At 46.6% G+C, this 19,581-nt stretch carries 17 protein-coding genes; 4 read left to right on the forward strand and 13 right to left on the reverse strand.

The window, feature by feature from the left end; genetic code table 11:
• Nucleotides 1-9 precede the first annotated feature (9 nt).
• A complete protein-coding gene (gene mraZ, locus L5L91_RS19855; RefSeq protein WP_105251188.1) occupies nucleotides 10-468 on the reverse strand; it encodes a division/cell wall cluster transcriptional repressor MraZ in 459 nt (152 codons plus the stop codon).
• Between the two features lie 663 nt (nucleotides 469-1,131).
• Here mraZ and L5L91_RS19860 point away from each other — a divergent pair.
• Nucleotides 1,132-1,467, forward strand: a complete 336-nt coding sequence (locus L5L91_RS19860; RefSeq protein WP_105251187.1) for a hypothetical protein — start codon at nucleotides 1,132-1,134, stop codon at nucleotides 1,465-1,467.
• Nucleotides 1,468-1,638: 171 nt separating this feature from the next.
• On the opposite strand, the gene glpK is transcribed toward L5L91_RS19860, so the two are convergent.
• The 6 genes from glpK to leuA all read right to left on the reverse strand — a co-directional run bounded on the left by glpK (nucleotide 1,639) and on the right by leuA (nucleotide 9,983).
• Nucleotides 1,639-3,123, reverse strand: a complete 1,485-nt coding sequence (gene glpK, locus L5L91_RS19865; protein ID WP_263237482.1) for a glycerol kinase GlpK — start codon at nucleotides 3,121-3,123, stop codon at nucleotides 1,639-1,641.
• 193 nt (nucleotides 3,124-3,316) lie between these two features.
• Nucleotides 3,317-4,666 carry an outer membrane protein transport protein gene (locus tag L5L91_RS19870; RefSeq protein ID WP_263164963.1) on the reverse strand — a complete coding sequence of 450 codons (1,350 nt, stop codon included), beginning with the start codon at nucleotides 4,664-4,666 and terminating at the stop codon, nucleotides 3,317-3,319.
• 526 nt (nucleotides 4,667-5,192) lie between these two features.
• On the reverse strand, nucleotides 5,193-5,798 hold the full coding sequence (gene leuD / locus L5L91_RS19875; RefSeq protein ID WP_263164965.1) for a 3-isopropylmalate dehydratase small subunit: 606 nt from the start codon (nucleotides 5,796-5,798) through the stop codon (nucleotides 5,193-5,195).
• 27 nt (nucleotides 5,799-5,825) lie between these two features.
• Nucleotides 5,826-7,226, reverse strand: a complete 1,401-nt coding sequence (leuC, locus tag L5L91_RS19880; RefSeq protein ID WP_263148956.1) for a 3-isopropylmalate dehydratase large subunit — start codon at nucleotides 7,224-7,226, stop codon at nucleotides 5,826-5,828.
• A 23-nt stretch (nucleotides 7,227-7,249) separates the two neighbouring features.
• Nucleotides 7,250-8,344: a 3-isopropylmalate dehydrogenase gene (gene leuB / locus L5L91_RS19885; RefSeq protein ID WP_263185185.1), complete on the reverse strand. Its 1,095-nt coding sequence runs from the start codon at nucleotides 8,342-8,344 to the stop codon at nucleotides 7,250-7,252.
• Nucleotides 8,345-8,414: 70 nt separating this feature from the next.
• Nucleotides 8,415-9,983: a 2-isopropylmalate synthase gene (gene leuA, locus L5L91_RS19890; protein WP_113941087.1), complete on the reverse strand. Its 1,569-nt coding sequence runs from the start codon at nucleotides 9,981-9,983 to the stop codon at nucleotides 8,415-8,417.
• Nucleotides 9,984-10,492: 509 nt separating this feature from the next.
• On the opposite strand from leuA, the gene L5L91_RS19895 reads away from it, so the two are divergent.
• Nucleotides 10,493-12,274: a diguanylate cyclase domain-containing protein gene (locus tag L5L91_RS19895; RefSeq protein ID WP_263237484.1), complete on the forward strand. Its 1,782-nt coding sequence runs from the start codon at nucleotides 10,493-10,495 to the stop codon at nucleotides 12,272-12,274.
• Here the strand turns inward: L5L91_RS19895 and recQ are convergent.
• A complete protein-coding gene (gene recQ / locus L5L91_RS19900; RefSeq protein ID WP_263164969.1) occupies nucleotides 12,256-14,079 on the reverse strand; it encodes a DNA helicase RecQ in 1,824 nt (607 codons plus the stop codon). The two genes, L5L91_RS19895 and recQ, sit on opposite strands and share 19 nt — an antisense overlap.
• A gap of 287 nt (nucleotides 14,080-14,366) precedes the next feature.
• On the opposite strand from recQ, the gene L5L91_RS19905 reads away from it, so the two are divergent.
• Together L5L91_RS19905 and rarD are read left to right on the forward strand one after the other, a co-directional pair.
• Nucleotides 14,367-14,831, forward strand: a complete 465-nt coding sequence (locus tag L5L91_RS19905; RefSeq protein WP_131525639.1) for a thioesterase family protein — start codon at nucleotides 14,367-14,369, stop codon at nucleotides 14,829-14,831.
• Between the two features lie 205 nt (nucleotides 14,832-15,036).
• The gene (rarD, locus tag L5L91_RS19910; protein ID WP_263164971.1) at nucleotides 15,037-15,921 is read left to right on the forward strand and encodes an EamA family transporter RarD; all 885 of its coding nucleotides are present in this window, start codon (nucleotides 15,037-15,039) and stop codon (nucleotides 15,919-15,921) included.
• Between the two features lie 47 nt (nucleotides 15,922-15,968).
• Here rarD and L5L91_RS19915 read toward each other — a convergent pair whose 3' ends face one another.
• From L5L91_RS19915 to radC, 5 genes are all read right to left on the reverse strand, one after another.
• Nucleotides 15,969-16,487 (reverse strand): PH domain-containing protein, encoded by a 519-nt coding sequence (locus L5L91_RS19915; RefSeq protein WP_263237485.1) that lies wholly within the window; start codon nucleotides 16,485-16,487, stop codon nucleotides 15,969-15,971.
• A gap of 119 nt (nucleotides 16,488-16,606) precedes the next feature.
• Nucleotides 16,607-17,926 carry an amino-acid N-acetyltransferase gene (gene argA / locus L5L91_RS19920; RefSeq protein ID WP_105251176.1) on the reverse strand — a complete coding sequence of 440 codons (1,320 nt, stop codon included), beginning with the start codon at nucleotides 17,924-17,926 and terminating at the stop codon, nucleotides 16,607-16,609.
• Nucleotides 17,927-18,248: 322 nt separating this feature from the next.
• Entirely contained in the window at nucleotides 18,249-18,422 is a 174-nt protein-coding gene (gene rpmG, locus L5L91_RS19925; protein WP_006079871.1) for a 50S ribosomal protein L33, read from the reverse strand.
• 6 nt (nucleotides 18,423-18,428) lie between these two features.
• The gene (rpmB, locus tag L5L91_RS19930; RefSeq protein WP_006079870.1) at nucleotides 18,429-18,665 is read right to left on the reverse strand and encodes a 50S ribosomal protein L28; all 237 of its coding nucleotides are present in this window, start codon (nucleotides 18,663-18,665) and stop codon (nucleotides 18,429-18,431) included.
• Between the two features lie 121 nt (nucleotides 18,666-18,786).
• Nucleotides 18,787-19,464 (reverse strand): RadC family protein, encoded by a 678-nt coding sequence (radC, locus tag L5L91_RS19935; protein ID WP_113941095.1) that lies wholly within the window; start codon nucleotides 19,462-19,464, stop codon nucleotides 18,787-18,789.
• Nucleotides 19,465-19,581 lie beyond the last annotated feature (117 nt).

The raw sequence follows: 19,581 nt of genomic DNA on the forward strand, positions 1-19,581 counted from the left end.
CACGACTCGTTAAAGTGAAAAATCCGCGAGGCGCTCATTATTAACGAGATCCTCACTTCGAATCGTTTCCTGACATTCATCAATTTGCTGCAGCCAAGATTGCTCATCCCACAGCTCAAATTTATTCAATTGCCCCACTAGCATGATGCGCTTATCTAAATTGGCATATTGCCTTAACGGTGGCGGCAATAATATGCGCCCATTACTGTCGAGCTCCACTTCGTGGGCGTAGCCGAGTAGCAGGCGTTTTAAGGATCTCTGGGTTTTATCGGTATCTGAAAGCTTCAACAACTTAGCTTCGATCAATTCCCATTCGTGAATGGGATACAAGAGTAAACAGGCGGATTGGATATCAACGGTAATCACGATGCGGCCTTGGTGCTCAAGCTGCAAAGGTTCGCGGTATCGCACTGGAATAGCGATCCGTCCCTTTGTATCTAAGTTGATAGCACTGGCTCCACGAAACACGCTAATTCATCCTATCCTTTGATTTTTGATCCACAAATATCCACTATTTCCCACAACTGCTAAGTTTAGGGACAGTCGACAAGCATTGTCAAGGGATGGGATCCTTTTATAAATCCAGTCGGCAAGCGGGTTAGCCGCATGTTGAGCACTTAACCTCGCGACAAACTTTTGACAAGAAAAACCATTAGAGATTGACTAAACAGAGGAAACAACAGGAATAAATAGCGCCGATATATTCAGCAACCTTTTGCTTTCAGGTGCTTGCGATGAAAAAAATGGGGAATTATTTCTGTATTTGTGGGATTTTACGGGTCGAGAAATAACGTCAAACTCAAAAACGCAACAAAACAAACTTACGTCCATCCTTATTCGACAGTCAAAAAAGAGTTGAAATCAGCATAAAAATCTAAATTTTTATTCCAAATAAAGACGTTCATCTTTTTACTAATGGCTGAATATTAATGTCGCGATTGCGAGAAAGATCAAAAATCCCACGTAAAATCCACCAAAAGAACCACTTTCTCCCTATACATTCACCTTATACCCGCACTAGCTACCTAATGGCTCGCCTTATTCGCCTTAACAAGTTAAACGGCGTATAGTCTAAATATTGACCTACTTCAGCCGATATCATATTAAGAGGTGTAATAACAAGGAGGCGTTATGAGTGGATTGGATAGCATTTATGCCATGCTGGCACAGCCAGTAAAAGCCGTGTTTCACCCTAAACGGGTTGTTGACCAAGTCAGCAGCGCAAGCGCAAATGCCCCCGATAGCCATGAAACACCGCAGTCGCAGTTACCTCCAGCGTTAGAAAGCCGCAATACTAAAGTCAGGGAAAGACGCAAAGAATCAGATAACAATAAAAATAAGAAACGCCGTGCATCGGATGAAACCGAAACGCTAAAACTAAAAGAAGGTGTCGTACTTGAAGTGACCGATGATTCCGCAGAAATCAAGAAGCTACCGAGCCAACATATCATTGATGTAGAGGTATAAATCCGTACTGATATAAAACGGAAAAGGCGCAATCCCATTGGATTAGCGCCTTTTTATTAGCCTCTTTTTAGCAGCACTATCGAGCATGTCTGAAATCAGACCAGATTTCGAATCATGCGATACCTCAAATTAAGTTTGATCTCAAACCAATGCCGCCTCAAGACGTATTGTTTAAGTTCGAGTTCTGGCCACCGCGTCCTGCCAACCTGCGTATAGCTGTACTCGAGTCTGGGCATCGATATTAGGGATAAAATGCTTATCGATGCAGGCTTTGTGCTCAAGCTCTATCACACTCTCCCAAAAGCCCACGGCCAACCCAGCTAAAAATGCCGCGCCCAAAGCGGTTGTCTCACAAACGCTTGGCCTTAACACTTCGACATCGGTAATGTCGGCTTGAAATTGCATCAAAAAATCATTAGCGACCGCGCCGCCATCCACCTTTAAACGCTTAAGGCTGACGCCACTGTCTTTGGTCATAGCATCGAGTAAATCTTTACTCTGATAAGCGATAGATTCCAACGCTGCCCGAATAATATGATTACGATTCGCCCCGCGCGTCAGCCCAAATAGCGCGCCACGGGCATTGGGATCCCAATAGGGCGCACCGAGTCCCACAAAGGCGGGCACCAGATACACGCCATTAGTATCGGCGACCTTAGAGGCAAAATACTCGGTATCGCTGGCATCACGAATGAGCCCGAGCTCATCCCGCAACCATTGAATGGTCGCGCCGCCCATAAAGACGGAACCTTCAAGGGCATAATTCACTTCCCCCTTCGGCCCCACGGCAACTGTGGTCAACAAGCCATGGTTTGAGCGCACGGCCTTTGTCCCCGTATTCATCAACAAGAAACAGCCAGTGCCGTAGGTATTCTTCGCCATACCGGGTTCGACACATAACTGACCAAAAAGCGCCGCCTGTTGATCGCCCGCCATTCCTGCAACTTGGATTTCACTGCCTTCACCCGCAATCCGTGTCGTACCATACACGCTGCAGGAAGGTTTGACTTCGGGCAGCATAGACAAGGGAATACCTAAGGCTTGGAGTAACTTATTATCCCAAGTCAGGCTATGGATATTAAACAGCAAGGTACGGGCAGCATTGGTGGGATCGGTGACATGCACTTTGCCCTCGGTCAGCTTCCATACTAGCCAAGTATCGATAGTGCCGAATAACAACTCCCCACACTCGGCTTGCGCGCGAGCGTTGGGCACATTGTCTAAGATCCATTTAATTTTAGTGCCTGAAAAATAAGGGTCGAGTAGCAGGCCGGTGTTTTCACGCACATACTCTTCAAGCCCTTGGGCTTTGAGTTGCTCGCAGATTTCAGAGCTACGGCGACACTGCCACACAATTGCATTGTAGATAGGTTTGCCTGTGGCCTTCTCCCAAATAACTGTGGTCTCCCGCTGATTGGTAATACCTATCGCCGCCACTTCATCGCTATGGATCCCCGCCCTAGCCAGCACTTCAACCAATACTGAACTTTGGCTTGCCCAGATCTCCATGGGATCGTGCTCGACCCACCCCGGATTAGGGTACAACTGGGTAAATTCCCGCTGGGACACGCTGACAATGTTTGCGTCGTGATCGAACACTATCGCCCTTGAGCTGGTCGTGCCTTGATCTAAGGCCACCACGTATTTTTTCTGCACGCTACTATCCTATATGAACTCTCCGCCGCCTTTTTATGCTAGCGAGAATTAACATGATCCACCGACTTATGCAGTGAATATATTCGGAATTTACCGCCGTGACCAGCAAGCAAGCCGTAAAACAAGATAACGCCACCATGCTATAGCCATAAAAAAGCCCTGAAGATTCAGGGCTTTTTTTAACATGCTGAAATTACATCTTGTAGCTCATTTGGATACCCGCAAGCCATACATCACCGCTTGCTTCACCGTTAAAGTTAACAGTCGCGAGGTTCAATAGGTTTTGCTGTTCGTTGATTGGCGCATCGCCAGTCGCTTTAATATAAGTCACAGCAAAATCAACGTTCAGGTTCTTAGTTGCCTGATAACCTGCGCCGACAGAGAACCACAGACGGTCAGAGTCTGGAATTGTGGTTGTGCGCCACTCGTCATTTGCCGCCGTTTTATCTAAAGCAACACCGGCACGCACTAACCAGTCGTTATTCACTTGATAAGTCGTCCCTAGCGCGAAGCGCCAGTTATCTTCGAAGTGCTCTTCTTTAACTAAATCAGACTCTAAGCCGCCCTTAGGCTTAACTTCACCAGGGAAATAAGCCACTAGTTGATCGAATACACTCCAATCGGTCCAGTTCACACTCGCATGCATGGCCCAGTTATCGGTCAATTGGTGATGGGAAGCTATCTCTGCAAAAGCGGGCAATTCAAGCGGTAAATAACCTTCAATGGACACATCTTGGCCGCCAGTGTACAGAACACCAGACGCATGGCCATCTAAGTCCAGTTGCACGCCGCTGTGATAAGCAAAACCTAAACGGTGAGCAGGATTAATTTGCCAGCTTGCACCTAACTGCCAGCCGTAACCCACATCATCACCCTTCATGCTTTTCAGCTCAGTGCCACCTGGAGGTAACATAGCCTGCACAGGAGCCGGCAGAGCAGGTTTGATACCATCAACCCAACCTGGTAATGAGGCACCAATTTCGCCTTCACCATAAACGATCCGTACACCAGCACCTACGCTGACAGCATCATTGATGCGATAAGCGATGTTTGGATTAAATTCAACGGTCGTAACCGAAGTCTTATTACCAAAAATAGCCGCTGCGTGAGTAGCGGGTAATTCAGTGGCTAGACCATAATTAGAGTTTACCGCTAGGCCCCAAGTCCATTGATCATTTAGCTGATTTGAATAATAAAAATTTGGCACGAGTGCGTCATCGGCCACATCCAGTGCATCGCCACCTTTCATAACAACAGGATTAGGACCAATTAACGGTGAGCTAAGGCTGACATCACCTGTCACATCGACGTTTGGCATAACGTAAATGCCACCCGCGGACAACTGACGTCCTTCTAAATAAGTCAGCATTGCAGGATTTCGACCTTGAGCCGAAGCGTTATCCGCCATAGCGGCTTCACCCGCAAAGGCGCGACCTAAACCTGTAGCAGAGTATTCCGCAAGTTGAAAACCCGCGGCATGGAGTTGAGTCGTTGAACTTAACAAGGCTGCAGTGACAGCCAAAGTCAGAAGACGTTTTTGCATTGTTATTCTCTAATCATATTATTGTTATCTGTACTACTTAGATGAGTACTGCGGCGTTCAGGCAAAATAGAGCAAACACTCCATATTGAATGCGCAGCAGTTTACTTATGCAGAAGATGTTTGCAACCGAAGGAGATAAAACAGACAGAAACTCTAAAGAAATGCGACTTTAAAACAGATTTAGTGACATACATCACCATTCAAACAAAAGCCAACCATTAAACACTCAAAAATCATTCACGACAGTCGTGAGATTTAAATTAAGAACCCAACAAATACCAATATTAAACAACAAGATAAAAAATTAAAACTTTGGAACACCTGTAAATCATTTAAACTCGACAAATTCAGCATAAATCACTGCAGAGAATGAAATTTTCTAGTATCAAAACGACAATAAAAATTTATGTCTTAAAATACAATAAATTAAATTAAGAGTGTATTGAGATTCAAAACAAAAACGCCTAGGTATTAACTTAGGCGCTTAATTATAGACTCAACACGAGTACAAATGTGCGCTGAAAGTTTAGCGGCGCCAACCTTGGATTTGAGTTTCGTACTGACTGATTTGCGCAGCATGGGACAAGGTCAACCCAATAGCATCTAACCCATTGAGTAACTTATGTCTCGCCGACTCTGCCAGCGTAAAACTAAACTCAGCACCTGACGGTGCAATCACTTTACAGCTTGTGAGATCAACCGTGATTTGCGCGCCTTCTTCTGCCGCCACTTCGTCCATCAACTGACGCACCTGCGCATGGGTTAACGCCACAGGCAATAGGCCATTATTGATTGAGTTGCCGTAAAAAATATCGGCAAAACTCGGCGCTATAATGGCGCGCAAACCAAAGTCTGCCAGCGCCCAAGGCGCATGCTCGCGGCTTGAACCACAACCAAAGTTTTCCTGCGACAAAAGAATTGAAGCGCCTTTATAACGAGGCTGGTTCAATGAAAACTCAGGATTAGGCACATCGCCCGCATCATCTAAATAACGCCAGTCATGAAATAAGTGCACGCCAAAACCATCGCGCGTCACCTTAGACAAAAACTGTTTCGGAATGATCTGATCCGTATCGATATTGGTGCTGTCTATCATGCCCGCAATCCCGGTATGGGTCGTAAAAGGTTGCATTAACTTCTCCTCTTGGGTTTACGGTAATTAGTAAGGTTTACGAATATCGACAAAATGCCCAGCCACCGCAGCGGCGGCGGCCATTGCAGGGCTCACCAAATGGGTGCGACTGCCACGGCCTTGGCGGCCTTCGAAGTTACGATTACTGGTCGAAGCGCAGCGATCACCCGCTTCTAATCTGTCATCGTTCATCGCTAAACACATAGAACAACCCGGTAAACGCCACTCAAACCCCGCTTCGATAAAGATTTTATCTAAGCCTTCGGCTTCGGCTTGCGCTTTCACTTGACCAGAACCGGGTACGACAATCGCGGTGACGCCATTCGCGACTTTACGACCTTTGGCATGTACGGCGGCGCTGCGTAAATCTTCAATCCTTGAGTTAGTACAAGAACCGATAAATACCTTGTTGATACTGATGTCTGTCATAGGCGTGCCCGCACTCAGGCCAATGTATTCTAAGGCCTTTTCCATGCTGGCACGGGTGCTTGGGTTGGCTTCATCAATAGGATTTGGCACTTTTCCATCGATCGCTACGACTTGGCCGGGGTTTGTACCCCAAGTCAATTGTGGTGCAATATCGGCGGCATCGAGTACCACAGTCGCATCAAACACGGCGCCATCATCGGTTTTTATGGCTTGCCAATAAGCGACAGCCTCAGTCCAATCTTCGCCCTTGGGTGCAAACTCGCGGCCTGCTAAATAGTCGAAAGTGGTTTGATCCGGCGCGACCATGCCCGCCTTAGCGCCCATCTCAATCGCCATGTTGCACACTGTCATGCGGCCTTCCATCGACAGGGCTTCAATCGCCTCACCGCAGAACTCCACCACATAACCCGTGCCACCATCCATGCCGATTTTGCCAATAATAGCGAGTACGATATCTTTGGCGGTCACGCCATCGGTGACATGACCACGCACTTCAATCTTCATGGTCTTAGCTTTTAGTTGACGCAAGGTTTGGGTTGCTAAAACGTGCTCAACCTCGGACGTACCAATGCCAAACGCCAATGCCCCAAAGGCGCCATGGGTCGCGGTATGGGAATCACCACAGACAATCACAGTGCCGGGTAAGGTAATACCCAACTCTGGCCCCATCACATGCACAATCCCTTGATTAGGATGGTGAATGTCGTATAAACGCACGCCAAAGTCTTTACAGTTTTGCGCTAGGGTTTCAACCTGAGTGCGCGCCATCGGGCTTAGGGCATCCAAGCTGGCGCTACGGGTCGAAGTGTTGTGATCCATAGTAGCAAAGGTTTTTTCCGGTGCACGCAGTTTGCGGCCCGCCACTTTTAAGCCACTAAATGCTTGGGGAGAAGTCACTTCATGGACTAAATGTCTGTCGACATAAATGATCGGCGCTTCACCTTCAGGAGTCGCTACAACGTGGGCATCCCATACTTTTTGATACAGCGTTTTTGCCACCGCGTTTTTTGGCACAGTCGTCATTACACACCTTCCTTTATAGCATTGGCGATAAAGTCACCCATCTCGGCGGTTGATTTAGCTTGGCTACGCTTGTCGCTGCTCAATAGCTCACCGGTTAAGTAGCCAGAATTTAATGCTTTGCTTACGGCACGTTCAATCGCACAGGCGGCTTCTTCTTGCTTTAAGCTGTGGCGCAGCATTAATGCCGCCGACAGAATTTGGGCGATAGGGTTTGCAATACCTTTGCCCGCGATATCCGGCGCACTGCCACCCGCTGGTTCAAATAAACCAAAGCCAGTGCTGTTCATGCTCGCCGATGACAACAAGCCCATAGAGCCAGTTAACATGGCGATTTCGTCGGATAAAATATCGCCGAACAGGTTAGAACATAGCATCACATCGAACTCATCGGGACGACGTAGCAACTGCATGGTCGCATTATCGATATAGATGTGTTCAAGCTCGACATCGGGGAAATCTACTGCGACTTCTTCAACCACTTGGCGCCATAACACTGAACAGGCGAGCACATTGGCTTTATCCACTGAGGTCACTTTTTTACGGCGACCACGGGCGGCTTCGAAGGCGATGCGGGCGATACGGCTAATTTCGCGACGGCTATAACGCATGGTATCGAAGGCTTCTTCATTTTCGCCTTCGCCTTGACGGCCCTTCGGCTTACCAAAATAAATGCCGCCGGTTAACTCGCGCACACATAAAACATCAAAGCCACGGGCGGAAATATCGCTACGCAGCGGCGACATATGTTCTAAGCCATCATGCAATTTTGCTGGGCGCAGATTACAGAACAGTTCGAAGTGACCACGCAGAGGCAATAGCGCGCCGCGCTCAGGTTGTTCATTTGGCGGTAACTTTTCCCACTTAGGGCCGCCTACCGAGCCAAACAGGATCGCATCGGCCGCTTCACAGCCCTTTAGTGTGGCATCGGGTAAGGGACTACCGTGGTTATCGATGGCAATACCGCCAACATCGAATTCAGTGTATTCGATATTCAAATCGAAACGCGCTTCAACCTCACGCAGCACTTTACGCGCCTCTGCCATCACTTCAGGACCGATCCCATCCCCTGCTAATACTGCTATTTGATAACTCATACGCCAGCCAACTCCTTTAAATGTAAATGCTTTATGCTCGACCTTGCTATTCTTTGGATGCTTTTAGCGACTAGACGCCGCCTAGCTCTCGGTTTTTTTGCATGCTTTGTTTGTAATCGGCGACCTTGTCTGCGCGGCACGTTAAGTTCATCACATGCACTAAAGCGCGCGCCGAGGCTTCGACCACATCGGTCGCTAAACCTACGCCGTGAAAGTTCTGCTCGTGGTAAACCGCGGTAATGTCGACTTGGCCTAAGGCATTTTGACCTACACCCTTAGCGCCTAGCTTGTAGCTGATGATATCGATTCGGCGATCGGTTGCGCGGGCAATCGCGTTATAGGCAGCATCGACAGGACCATTACCCGTTGCGGCTTCGGTTTTAATTTCGCCGCCCACTTCGATACGCACAGTCGCCGTAGCTACGCCTTCAGTTGAGTCAGACTGCACCACTAATTGCTGCAATTGATAGTGATTGTCTTCTTCGGCCTGCGCTTCCATAAAGGCTAAGGCTTCTAAATCATAATCAAATACTTGGCCTTTTTTATCTGCCAATTTTAGAAACTCTTCATACAGAGTATCCATATTGTAATCGTGCTCGCTATAGCCCATTTCTTCCATGCGATGCTTGATCACATGGCGACCCGAGCGCGAGGTCATATTCAAGTTGTTACGATTCAAACCTATGCTTTCGGGCGTCATGATTTCATAGGTATTTTGTGCTTTTAACATGCCATCCTGATGGATACCCGACGAATGGGTAAAGGCATTGGCACCGACAATCGCCTTGTTCGCCTGCACTGGCATATTGCATAACTGGCTGACTAAATTAGAAGTACGATGAATTTCCTTGGCATTAATGCCCGTTTCTAATCCCAACATCCCCTTACGCGTCGCTAAAATCATAGCGATCTCTTCCAGCGAACAGTTACCCGCACGCTCACCTATACCATTGATGGTACATTCGATTTGACGCGCACCGTGCTGTACAGCGGTAATCGAGTTAGCCACAGATAAACCTAAGTCATCGTGGCAATGCACTGAGATCACCGCTTGGTCGATATTCGGCACCCGATTAAACAAAGTCTGAATGATATTGCCAAACTCGCTTGGTACTGTGTAACCGACCGTATCGGGAATATTAATGGTGCGTGCGCCCGCACGAATGGCGGCTTCTACCATACGACATAGATTATCGATGGGCGTACGCCCCGCATCCTCACAGGAAAACTCCACATCGTCGGTAAAACGGCGGGCATACTTCACCGCGCCTACGGCCATCTCTAACACTTGGTCGAAAGAACGCTTCAACTTGCTCTCAACGTGAATCGTTGAGGTCGAGATAAACGTATGGATACGGAATTGATCTGCGACAGACAAGGCCTGCGCCGCGGCATCGATGTCCTTTTCCAATGCACGGGATAAGGCACAAACGCGGCTATTTTTAATGGTACGCGCTATGGTCTGCACTGACTCAAAATCACCGGGTGAAGAAACCGGAAAACCCACTTCCATCACATCCACACCGAGACGTTCCAGCGCCATAGCGATCTGTAGTTTTTCTTTGACCGACAAACTTGCGGCTAACGCCTGCTCACCATCACGCAAGGTAGTATCAAATATTATGACTCTGTTAGACATCTCGCTTCTCCATGGAACGTCACCGTTCGTTAGTTAATTTTTGCCGTATTCAGATACAAAAAACCCCGCAACATCGGTGCGGGGTTTGTGAATGCTTTGCCTCTTTATCGAGCGTGCAACACTAAGACCTCCGCGTATAAACCGCGAGAGAGAGAAGGAGGAGGTCGAGTTTGCGGCTAATAATATTCATTTAATCTGTATATTTATTCTGTTTGAATTATTGAGGACGGTTAATATTTAACTTGCCTAGCCGATAGTGTCAACCCTAATTTTTTCATGTTCCACTCATTCAACCTGTCTTAAGGCTAATAACGGTGAGTTTCATCCCCAAATTAGTGATCGATTCCACAGAATTAACCGGCTGTTTGGATTCAGAAATCACTGGGATGTGTTAACTTATTCCCCTTAGAAAAAAATAGTTTTTTATGCAAAAAACGATTAAGAAAAGTTATAATCCCGCCTTAGTGATTAGGGATGTTAGAACTTACGCATTTTATATGGAGCACAAAATGGATTTTCGCGTCTTGGTACTGAGCCTGTTGTTATGGCTGTTTCCCTTTGGGGCCAGTGCTATAGACCAATTAGATGAACTCACTGAACTCGTCTACCAATATCCCAGTAAAGCACTCACTCAAATAACAGCGTTAGAAAAACAATTTGCGACCAGTGCAAGCTCAGATATCAATCGACTCAGATTAAGTGTGTTGAAATGCCAAAACCTACTACAAATAGGGGAAAATGAAGCCGCTATCAACGTCGCTCAATTAGGCGAAGCAAACGCTAAACAACTTAAGCTAGATCAAGTACGACCTTACTTTTTGATTTGCCAAGCCGATGCCAACCTTAGCTATAACAATATTCAAAATGCGCTGCCCTTGCTTGATTCAGCCATTAACCTCGCGCGACGTTACCAGCAACCACAAGCCTTAGTCGATGCTTTACGCTTACGTGGCCAACTCGATACTGACACTGACAACTTCTCTTCTGCTATCGAAGATTTACGCCTCGCGATTGATATTTATCCGGATATTCATGCTCAAACCCAAAATTGGATTTGGCCACCACAGGCCTATGTGTATGCCGCGATGGGAAATTTACTTTATGCCACCCATGATTTCCCCCAAGCCATGTATTACACCAACTTAGGTATACAAAGTGCCGATGCAAAAGGGAAAGTTTTACACTTTATTTTACGCAATGCAGCTCGGATAGCGCTTGATAATCAAGAGTTTGATTACAGTGATAAACTCGAACAACAAGCTAAAGCGCTTTTACCTGAGCTCGGTTCGCCACTTGAACTCGCCTACAGTTATGCCATTTTGGCCTCAATCGCGCTCGATAAAGGCCGCATCGATAATGCCGAAGAATATCTTTCTATCGCGATTAATACGTTTAAAAAACAAAATCAACAATTAGCGACAATGCGTTCAACTCGCCTACTCGCCCAAATTCGTTTTGCTCAGCATCAAGAAGATGCCGCTTTAATCCTCATGAATCACGCTATTGAGCAAGCTGAAAACCTAAAACAATACTCAGATCTTAAAGGGTTTTACGGGATCATGAGCGATCACTACTTAGAAAAAGGGGATTTTAAACAAGCCTATTCTTTCTTGCTCAAACGTTATCGAGCGGCCGAGCTCACCAATCAAGCGATGAATAATGCTCGGATATTGCAATTTAAGGCCCGCCTAAATCAACAAGATCTGCAGCAGAAGCCAAATAGCACTGCACCAGAAAAAGATTCAATCTTACAAGAGCTAAATGTCGATTGGGCCTATAGCACACTGTTCTTAATCGCGATGGCATTATTGGGCGGAGCTATTTGGTATTTGATTGATAAACAGAATAATCGTGCCCCACATATTGAAGGTAATGAACCTGCTGAAACGCTGCTCCAACAAGTCACATCAGCATTAAACAGTGCCAAACAAGGTAATTACCCACTGTCTTTATTATTGTTTAATGCGAGTCAGATCCGTCAAGTTGACCTGCCTCTCTTACAGGATGAGCTACAACACAGACTACGGGAGCAAGATAAGTTAATCCGATATTCGATGGATGAAATTGTCATTATCCTGCCGCATACCTCGGCAACTGGTGCTAAAAGAGTCGTTAGTCAGTTAGTTGCTTGCATTCAGCCTTGGCAGGGTTCAAGTAAGGTCAATATTGGTATAGCGGCGATGCAACAGTTTGATACCTTAGAGTCTTTAATTAAGCGAGCCAGTATCAATCAATTGGGCAAGGTTAAAGTCAATGAGAATAATCCAAACTATTATTCTCCCGCTAAATAAGCCGCGATTTCATCGAGAAAAGCGTCACCGAAACGACTCAGTTTACGCTCGCCAACCCCGTTGACGGCGAGCATTTCCCCCGCGCTCGTTGGCATCATGGCTGCCATTTCTGCGAGGGTAGCGTCGTTAAAGACTAAATACGGCGGCACATCCTGCTGCTCGGCAATGGTTCTACGCAATAACTTCAACCGTGCGAACAACTTACGGTCATAATTCAACGGTGCTTTAGACTGACTCGCCTTACGTTTTGTGGTTGTTAACTGAATACGCGGTTCAGCAAGCATTAGCGCCACTTCCCCTTTGAGCACAGGTCGTGCTGATGGGTTTAGGGTAATAGATGAACCGCGAGTCACATCTTGACTCGCCAGTCCCAAATGAATGAGTTGGCGGATCACACTCAACCAATATTCATGGCTCTTGTCTTTACCAATCCCCCAAGTCGTGAGTTTGTCATGCCCTCGATCGACTATCGGCGCGCCTTTCGAACCGCGCAACACTTCAATTAAATGATTGATACCAAAACGCTGGCCTAAACGGAAAATACATGACAGCACCTTCTGCGCATCTTCGGTGCCGTTATAACGCTTAGGCGGGTCGAGGCAAATGTCGCAGTTACCACAGGGCTCTAATGCACTCTCATCAAAGTAATGCAGCAACACTTGGCGGCGACAGGTCTGCGCCTCAGCAAAGGCAGCCATAGTATTAAGTTTGTGGAATTCGACCTGTTGCTGCGGTCCTGGCTCGGACTGTTCAATCAAATGTCGCACCCGACCAATATCGGCGGGATCGAACAACATAAAAGCTTCTGCATCGAGCCCATCACGTCCTGCTCGGCCCGTTTCCTGATAATAGGCTTCGATACTTTTCGGGATATCGTAATGCACTACAAAGCGCACATTAGACTTATTAATCCCCATACCGAAAGCCACAGTGGCAACCACAATATCAATTTGATCTTTAAGGAAACTATCCTGTACTGCACCACGGTCTTCCTGCGTCATTCCCGCATGATAGGCCTTGGCATTAAAACCTTGCAGGCATAAACGGTCAGCCACTTCATCGACACGGCGACGACTGCTGCAATAAATAATGCCGTTAGTACCATTCTGCTGCGTTAAAAAATGTCGTAACTGATTAGCTGCATTAAGCTTTTCGGCGACTGTATAGCGAATATTGGGCCGATCGAAACTTGAAAGTAAACGGAATGGGTCAATACCGAGCCGCTCACAAATACTCTGCCGAGTCGCCTGATCTGCTGTTGCGGTCAGCGCCATCATGGGCACATAGGGGAAGAGTTGCTTTAACTGGCCGAGCGCCGCATATTCTGGGCGAAAATCATGACCCCACTGACTGATACAATGCGCCTCATCGATGGCAAACATCGCGAGCTGGAGCGACTGCATGCGCTCAATAAAATCAGCGGTTAATAAACGTTCAGGTGACACATAAAGCAGTTTTAACTCACCGTGGCGTAGCTGCCTTAATACTTCGGCACTCTGCTCGCGCGGCAATGAGGAATTCAGATAAGCCGCAGCAACACCGGTTTGCAACAAGCTATCGACTTGATCTTTCATCAAAGAAATCAATGGGGAGACGACAATAGTGATGCCATTCATCATCAAGGCAGGTAACTGATAACACAGACTCTTACCGCCGCCCGTTGGCATGATCACTAAGCAATCTTGCCCGCCGCAGACACGTTCTATCACCTCCCGCTGACCGTCCCTAAAGTCACGGTAACCAAACACCTGTGCGAGGCGTTGCGAGAGCGGATCATCATGCGTGTCGAGTACGAGCTTTTCCATGGATCTTCTATGTCAAAAGTGAGGGGGCCTATTCTAAAGGACTGAACCGCTCCTGTCTTGCGCCATCTTGTCGTAAACCCATTCTGGATAAATGTCATCGACTAAGATCGCCCTCCCTCAACTAACCATAATGCCCATAGCCAATTTATCTTCAATCTAGCTTAAGTTGCATTCTGCGCACGCTTCACTGTAGATTAATTGCTCTAAGCCGCACTTTGTTAATCTAAGTGTTGATAACAAATCCAATTACGCCTAATACCGTCACTCAGTGACAAGGATGAGAAACCATGACAAACCCAATCCAAGCCGAGATATTAAGCCGAGTGGCAGAAGTCTTTGATCAACATGTCCCTTTTCATAATCTGCTCGGGCTCGATATTAAACGCTACGATGTCGACGGTGTCGAAGTGGTCATCAATATGAAACCAGAACTTATTGGCAATATCCATCAACAGATCCTCCACGGCGGTGTCACAGCTACAGTACTAGATGTGGTCGGCGGACTCACCGCATTTGCAGGACTGGTTGCAAGCCGTGAAGATTGGACGATTGAAGAATTACAACAACGCCTCCAAACTTTAGGGACGATTGATATGCGCGTCGATTATCTGCGGCCGGGACGCGGCCTCACCTTTACGGGCACGGGCAGCGTCATTCGTGCGGGTAATCGAGTTTCAGTATGCCGCATGGAACTACATAATGAGCAAGGCACGCATATCGCTTTTGGAACAGGGACTTATATGGTGGGTTAGGTGGTTAAATTTAGATGTGTATTAGTGCCTTAGGGCTCAAAATTGACTAAGGTAAACGTCTTAATTAACAGGATGGTTACTCACTTTAATCGCCCATTCAATCTATTGCGGAGATATTCTGTAACGAAAAGAACACGGCGATGCCCTTGAGTCAGCGGTCAGACACACCTACAATCGCCACCTTGTTGTTCTTCGAAGATGTCTCATGCCAGATCTTGAATACCGCAAAGGGATCCTACTTGCCGTCAGTGCTTACTGTATGTGGGGTTTTGCGCCTTTATATTTCAAATTACTCAACCATGTTTCCGCCACCGAAATTTTGCTCCATCGGGTGATTTGGTCATTCGTGTTTATGCTGATGATTATGCAGTTTATCGGCGGGTTCTCACGCTTACGCTTACTGTTTAAACAGCCTAAACAGCTGATGGTTCTCACCATTACTTCCATATTGATCGCGGGAAACTGGCTACTATTTATCTGGGCGGTAAATAACGATCACATGCTCGATGCCAGCCTAGGTTACTTCATCAATCCTTTACTCAACGTCTTACTCGGTATGTTATTTCTAGGCGAAAGATTGCGTAAACTGCAATGGTTTGCGGTTTCACTCGCCAGCGCTGGCGTATTGATCCAGTTAATCTCTTTTGGCTCAATTCCCATCGTCTCACTGGCACTCGCGGGCACCTTTGGTTTCTATGCGCTGCTGCGAAAAAAGGTCAATGTGGATGCTAAGGCCGGATTATTGGTCGAAACCGCAGTGTTATTACCGGTAGCGCTGATTTATCTCGTCGCAACCTTAGACACTGCCACGGCGAGCATGCTGACTAACGATTGGCAATTGAATCTGATGTTAATGGCGGCTGGGATAGTGACTACCATTCCTTTGCTGTGTTTTGCAGGGGCAGCGGTACGTATTCCATTGTCTATGCTCGGCTTTTTCCAATATATTGGCCCGAGTATTATGTTCATCCTCGCGGTGAGTCTGTTCAATGAGCCCTTCGATGCCGAAAAAGGCGTGACCTTCGGCTTTATCTGGAGCGCGCTACTCGTCTTTACCTTAGATATGGCCTATAAACGCAAGACGGCGTAAGCATTATCACGCCGATACACAGTTGCAGAAGTGATGACATATGATGATTACTTTTGTAACTGTGCTAAAAACTCACTCCCTTGCGGTACTGTCAGTAATAAACTGTAGCCTTTAGTCGTTGGCACTAACACTAACTGCGATTTATCTGTTATCGCCAAAAATGCCCTGCCTTTCCCTTGTAGATTAAACCAACCCAATTGAAATCCTGGCATGCCTATACCGTTGGCTTTAAATCTCGGCGTTAAATCTGCCTCTTGTTGCAAATCGACTATGCGTGCCTCGGCGGGCAATAAATCCACGCGGGATAACTGCACTTTATAGAAGGGAACATCCAATGTGAGCTCTGTATCGGTTAACACTAATTCGGCGCTATTCGATTGATAGAAGACCCAAGAAAATCCGCCCATCACCACCAGCAATATACCTAAACTCGCCGACTTCGCTATCTTAGGCATATTTTTTAGCCATAACATCAGTAAGATACCCGCTAAACCGAGCAATAAGACGATAAAACTGAAGATAGAGGTTTGGGTTAAAGGGGCGAGTTCAAAAAATTGAGGACTCATTGGCAGTATCTCCCGTGCAGTGAAGCCTTAATCTGCCAACAAAGACATATTATGTCGATAAAAATGCCAGCGCTAATATGAGTACTAGGCTGACATTGATTGGATTGATTTAGAACGGCTTAAAGATCGAGCGCGAGAATTTTGGAGCGGCGTTGATAGTTATACAACTGCTTCTTCTTCTGCGGCAGTGCTTCAACATCTTCAATCACAAAACCATGCTCTAAGAACCAGTGAATGCTCCGAGTTGTCAATGCAAACAATCGTGAATAACCACGGTTTCTGGCCTGATTGATAATGTTCTTCAGCAGTAAGCTCCCTCTATCGGCATCGCGATAATCAGGATGCACCACCAAACAAGCAAACTCACCCGCATTGTCCTCTTCAAAAGGATAGAGCGCAGCACAACCAATCACTAAACCATCGCGTTCAATCAACATGAACTGTTCGATTTCGATCTCAAGCTGCTCACGGCTACGACGCACCAGAATGCCTTGCTCCTCCAATGGACGGATAAGGTTCAGTACACCGCCAATATCAGCGATCGACGCACAGCGTAAACGCTCGGCACTCTCAGTCACGATTTGCGTGCCTATCCCTTCGCGAGAAAACAGTTCCTGCAACAAGGCGCCATCTTCGAGGTAGCTAACTAAATGACAACGCGGTACGCCATTGCGGCAAGCATCGATACTGGCTTTGAGAAACGCCATAGTGCCAACACAAGCAGACCCTTGCTCGGCCAGCTTGTTCATGATGTTTTGCGCATCATTTGGCATCAACTCGGCAATCACATCGCCATTACGATCGAGAATACCGTTCTGTGAGCTAAAGCCGATCATCTTGTCGGCTTTGAGCTTAATTGCCACTTGAGTCGCGATTTCCTCGGCGGTGAGATTAAAGCTTTCACCAGTAACCGAAGCCGCAATCGGCCCCATCAATACGATGCAGTGATTATCTAACTGACGTTTTAAGCCTTGCACATCAATACGACGCACTTTGCCACTCAGACAAAAGTCCACACCATTATCCACACCCAGTGGTTGAGCAATCACAAAGTTGCCGCTCACTAAGTTAATTTGCGCACCTTGCATCGGCGTATTACTTAAACTCATGGATAAACGCGCTGTGATATCAAATTGCAGTGCACCCGCAACTTGCTTAATCACTTTGAGCGAATCTTCATCCGTGATACGCACACCGTCGTGGTAGGCAGGCGCAATACCGTTGGCGGCTAATGCAGCATCAATCTGCGGCCTAGCGCCATATACCAACACCACTTTGATCCCTAAACTGTGCAGCAGGGCGACATCATTTAAGATGGCGCGGAATTGATTTTGAGCCAAAGCTTCACCACCCAGCATGACCACAAAAGTTTTACCTCTGTGGGCATTAACATAGGGGGCAGAATGACGAAATCCATCAACCAGTTCAGTGGTACGCACGCGTTATTTACACCTCATTTTTGAGCTGGCAGCGTCACTATGACACACCAGGAATGAATCGCTAACTTTCGCGTATGGTATTGCATTTTAATTCACATATAAAGAATTTATTCTCACTAAAGTGCAGATTTGATGATTTAAAGTGCTTAGAACTGCACTATTTTATATTTTCAGTAAGTGTTCACACTTTTTTAACTTCACAGGGGATGATTCAGCGGCATCAGTTTGCGAGGCAATTATCTCAACTTGATGACTAGCCACTAAAAAAATGCAAAAAAAAGCCCCTTAAATAAGGGGCTTTTCTCGAAACACTAACCAAGGATTACTTGATTTTGGCTTCTTTGTAGATAACGTGCTGACGAATAACTGGATCAAATTTTTTGATTTCCATTTTTTCAGGCATGTTACGCTTGTTTTTTTCAGTTGTGTAGAAGTGACCAGTCTTAGCTGTAGAAACTAATTTGATCTTCTCACGATTACCTTTAGCTTTAGCCATGATCTATTATACCTTCTCGCCACGGGCACGAAGTTCAGCAACAACAACTTCGATACCTTTTTTGTCGATCAGACGGATACCTTTAGTAGATACACGTAACTGTACGAAACGCTTTTCTTCTTCTAACCAAAAACGGTGGTTTTGTAGGTTAGGTAAAAAACGACGACGGGTCGCGTTTTTTGCATGCGAACGGTTGTTACCAACCATCGGCTTCTTGCCAGTAACTTGGCATACTCTTGACATGTCAATCTTCTCCAAAAACAATTTTAACGCTCGAGCATTAATGTGCCTCGTATGGCCGTCGCCCGAGGCACAAAGAGGGCGCATTTTATACACGATCACAGAGTGAAGATCAAGTGTTAGATTAATTAATCCAGCCTCGTTCTGCAAAAGAAACTATCTCTCGATCACCTACAACCATATGGTCCAACAAGGATACGTCTATGGTTGCTAACGCATTTTTTAATCGCTCAGTTATTCGTCGGTCAGCCTGACTGGGCTCGGCAATACCAGACGGATGATTATGACAAACTATAACTGCTGCGGCCTTTTTCTCCAGCACTAAGCTCACCACTTCACGTGGATATACTGAGGCTGAGTCTATTGTGCCGCGGAATAATTCGACAAATTGAATCACTCTATGCTGGCTATCCAGCAGTAAAACTGCGAACACTTCATAGGAGCGATCGGCCAATTGTCGCATTAAATAGTCCCGAGTTAAATCGGGATTTGTCAAAACCTGACCTCTTTGCAGATTTTCCTGCGCTACACGCCGCGCTAATTCGGCCGCAGCTTGAAGCTGGGCGTATTTTACAGGTCCTACGCCCGGAAGTCGACACACCTGATTTCTTGGGGCACAGAGCAGGTTTCTGAGGCCGCCAAACTCGCAAATAAGCGACCTAGCAAGGTCAACCGCGTTTAATCCAGCTAAACCGTTACGCAGCAATACTGCCAGTAATTCAGCATCCGAGAGATGCGCAGCTCCTTTTTGTAACAGTTTATCTCTGGGACCTTCGCCCTCAGGCCAATCTTTAATCCCCATGCGACCTCCCTGTCATCTCACATATTTTCACTTTACTGAGTATGGACGAGATTTTTTGAACTGGGATAGTCACTAAAATTCACCGCTTTGTGATATTGTTGCCGGCATTATTTCTAT

The sequence above is a fragment of the Shewanella sp. SM55 genome (genome assembly GCF_025654025.1).
GTDB classification, from domain to species: domain Bacteria; phylum Pseudomonadota; class Gammaproteobacteria; order Enterobacterales; family Shewanellaceae; genus Shewanella; species Shewanella oncorhynchi.

Excerpts from the sequence above, each read along its gene's own strand:
- L5L91_RS19895 (WP_263237484.1), top strand. The coding sequence starts at position 10,493 with ATGGATTTTCGCGTCTTGGTACTGAGCCTGTTGTTATGGCTGTTTCCC.
- radC (WP_113941095.1), bottom strand. The coding sequence starts at position 19,464 with ATGGGGATTAAAGATTGGCCTGAGGGCGAAGGTCCCAGAGATAAACTG.
- leuB (WP_263185185.1), bottom strand. The coding sequence starts at position 8,344 with ATGAGTTATCAAATAGCAGTATTAGCAGGGGATGGGATCGGTCCTGAA.
- leuA (WP_113941087.1), bottom strand. The coding sequence starts at position 9,983 with ATGTCTAACAGAGTCATAATATTTGATACTACCTTGCGTGATGGTGAG.
- rpmB (WP_006079870.1), bottom strand. The coding sequence starts at position 18,665 with ATGTCAAGAGTATGCCAAGTTACTGGCAAGAAGCCGATGGTTGGTAAC.
- leuD (WP_263164965.1), bottom strand. The coding sequence starts at position 5,798 with ATGCAACCTTTTACGACCCATACCGGGATTGCGGGCATGATAGACAGC.
- rpmG (WP_006079871.1), bottom strand. The coding sequence starts at position 18,422 with ATGGCTAAAGCTAAAGGTAATCGTGAGAAGATCAAATTAGTTTCTACA.
- recQ (WP_263164969.1), bottom strand. The coding sequence starts at position 14,079 with ATGGAAAAGCTCGTACTCGACACGCATGATGATCCGCTCTCGCAACGC.
- L5L91_RS19860 (WP_105251187.1), top strand. The coding sequence starts at position 1,132 with ATGAGTGGATTGGATAGCATTTATGCCATGCTGGCACAGCCAGTAAAA.
- L5L91_RS19915 (WP_263237485.1), bottom strand. The coding sequence starts at position 16,487 with ATGAGTCCTCAATTTTTTGAACTCGCCCCTTTAACCCAAACCTCTATC.
- rarD (WP_263164971.1), top strand. The coding sequence starts at position 15,037 with ATGCCAGATCTTGAATACCGCAAAGGGATCCTACTTGCCGTCAGTGCT.
- L5L91_RS19870 (WP_263164963.1), bottom strand. The coding sequence starts at position 4,666 with ATGCAAAAACGTCTTCTGACTTTGGCTGTCACTGCAGCCTTGTTAAGT.
- L5L91_RS19905 (WP_131525639.1), top strand. The coding sequence starts at position 14,367 with ATGACAAACCCAATCCAAGCCGAGATATTAAGCCGAGTGGCAGAAGTC.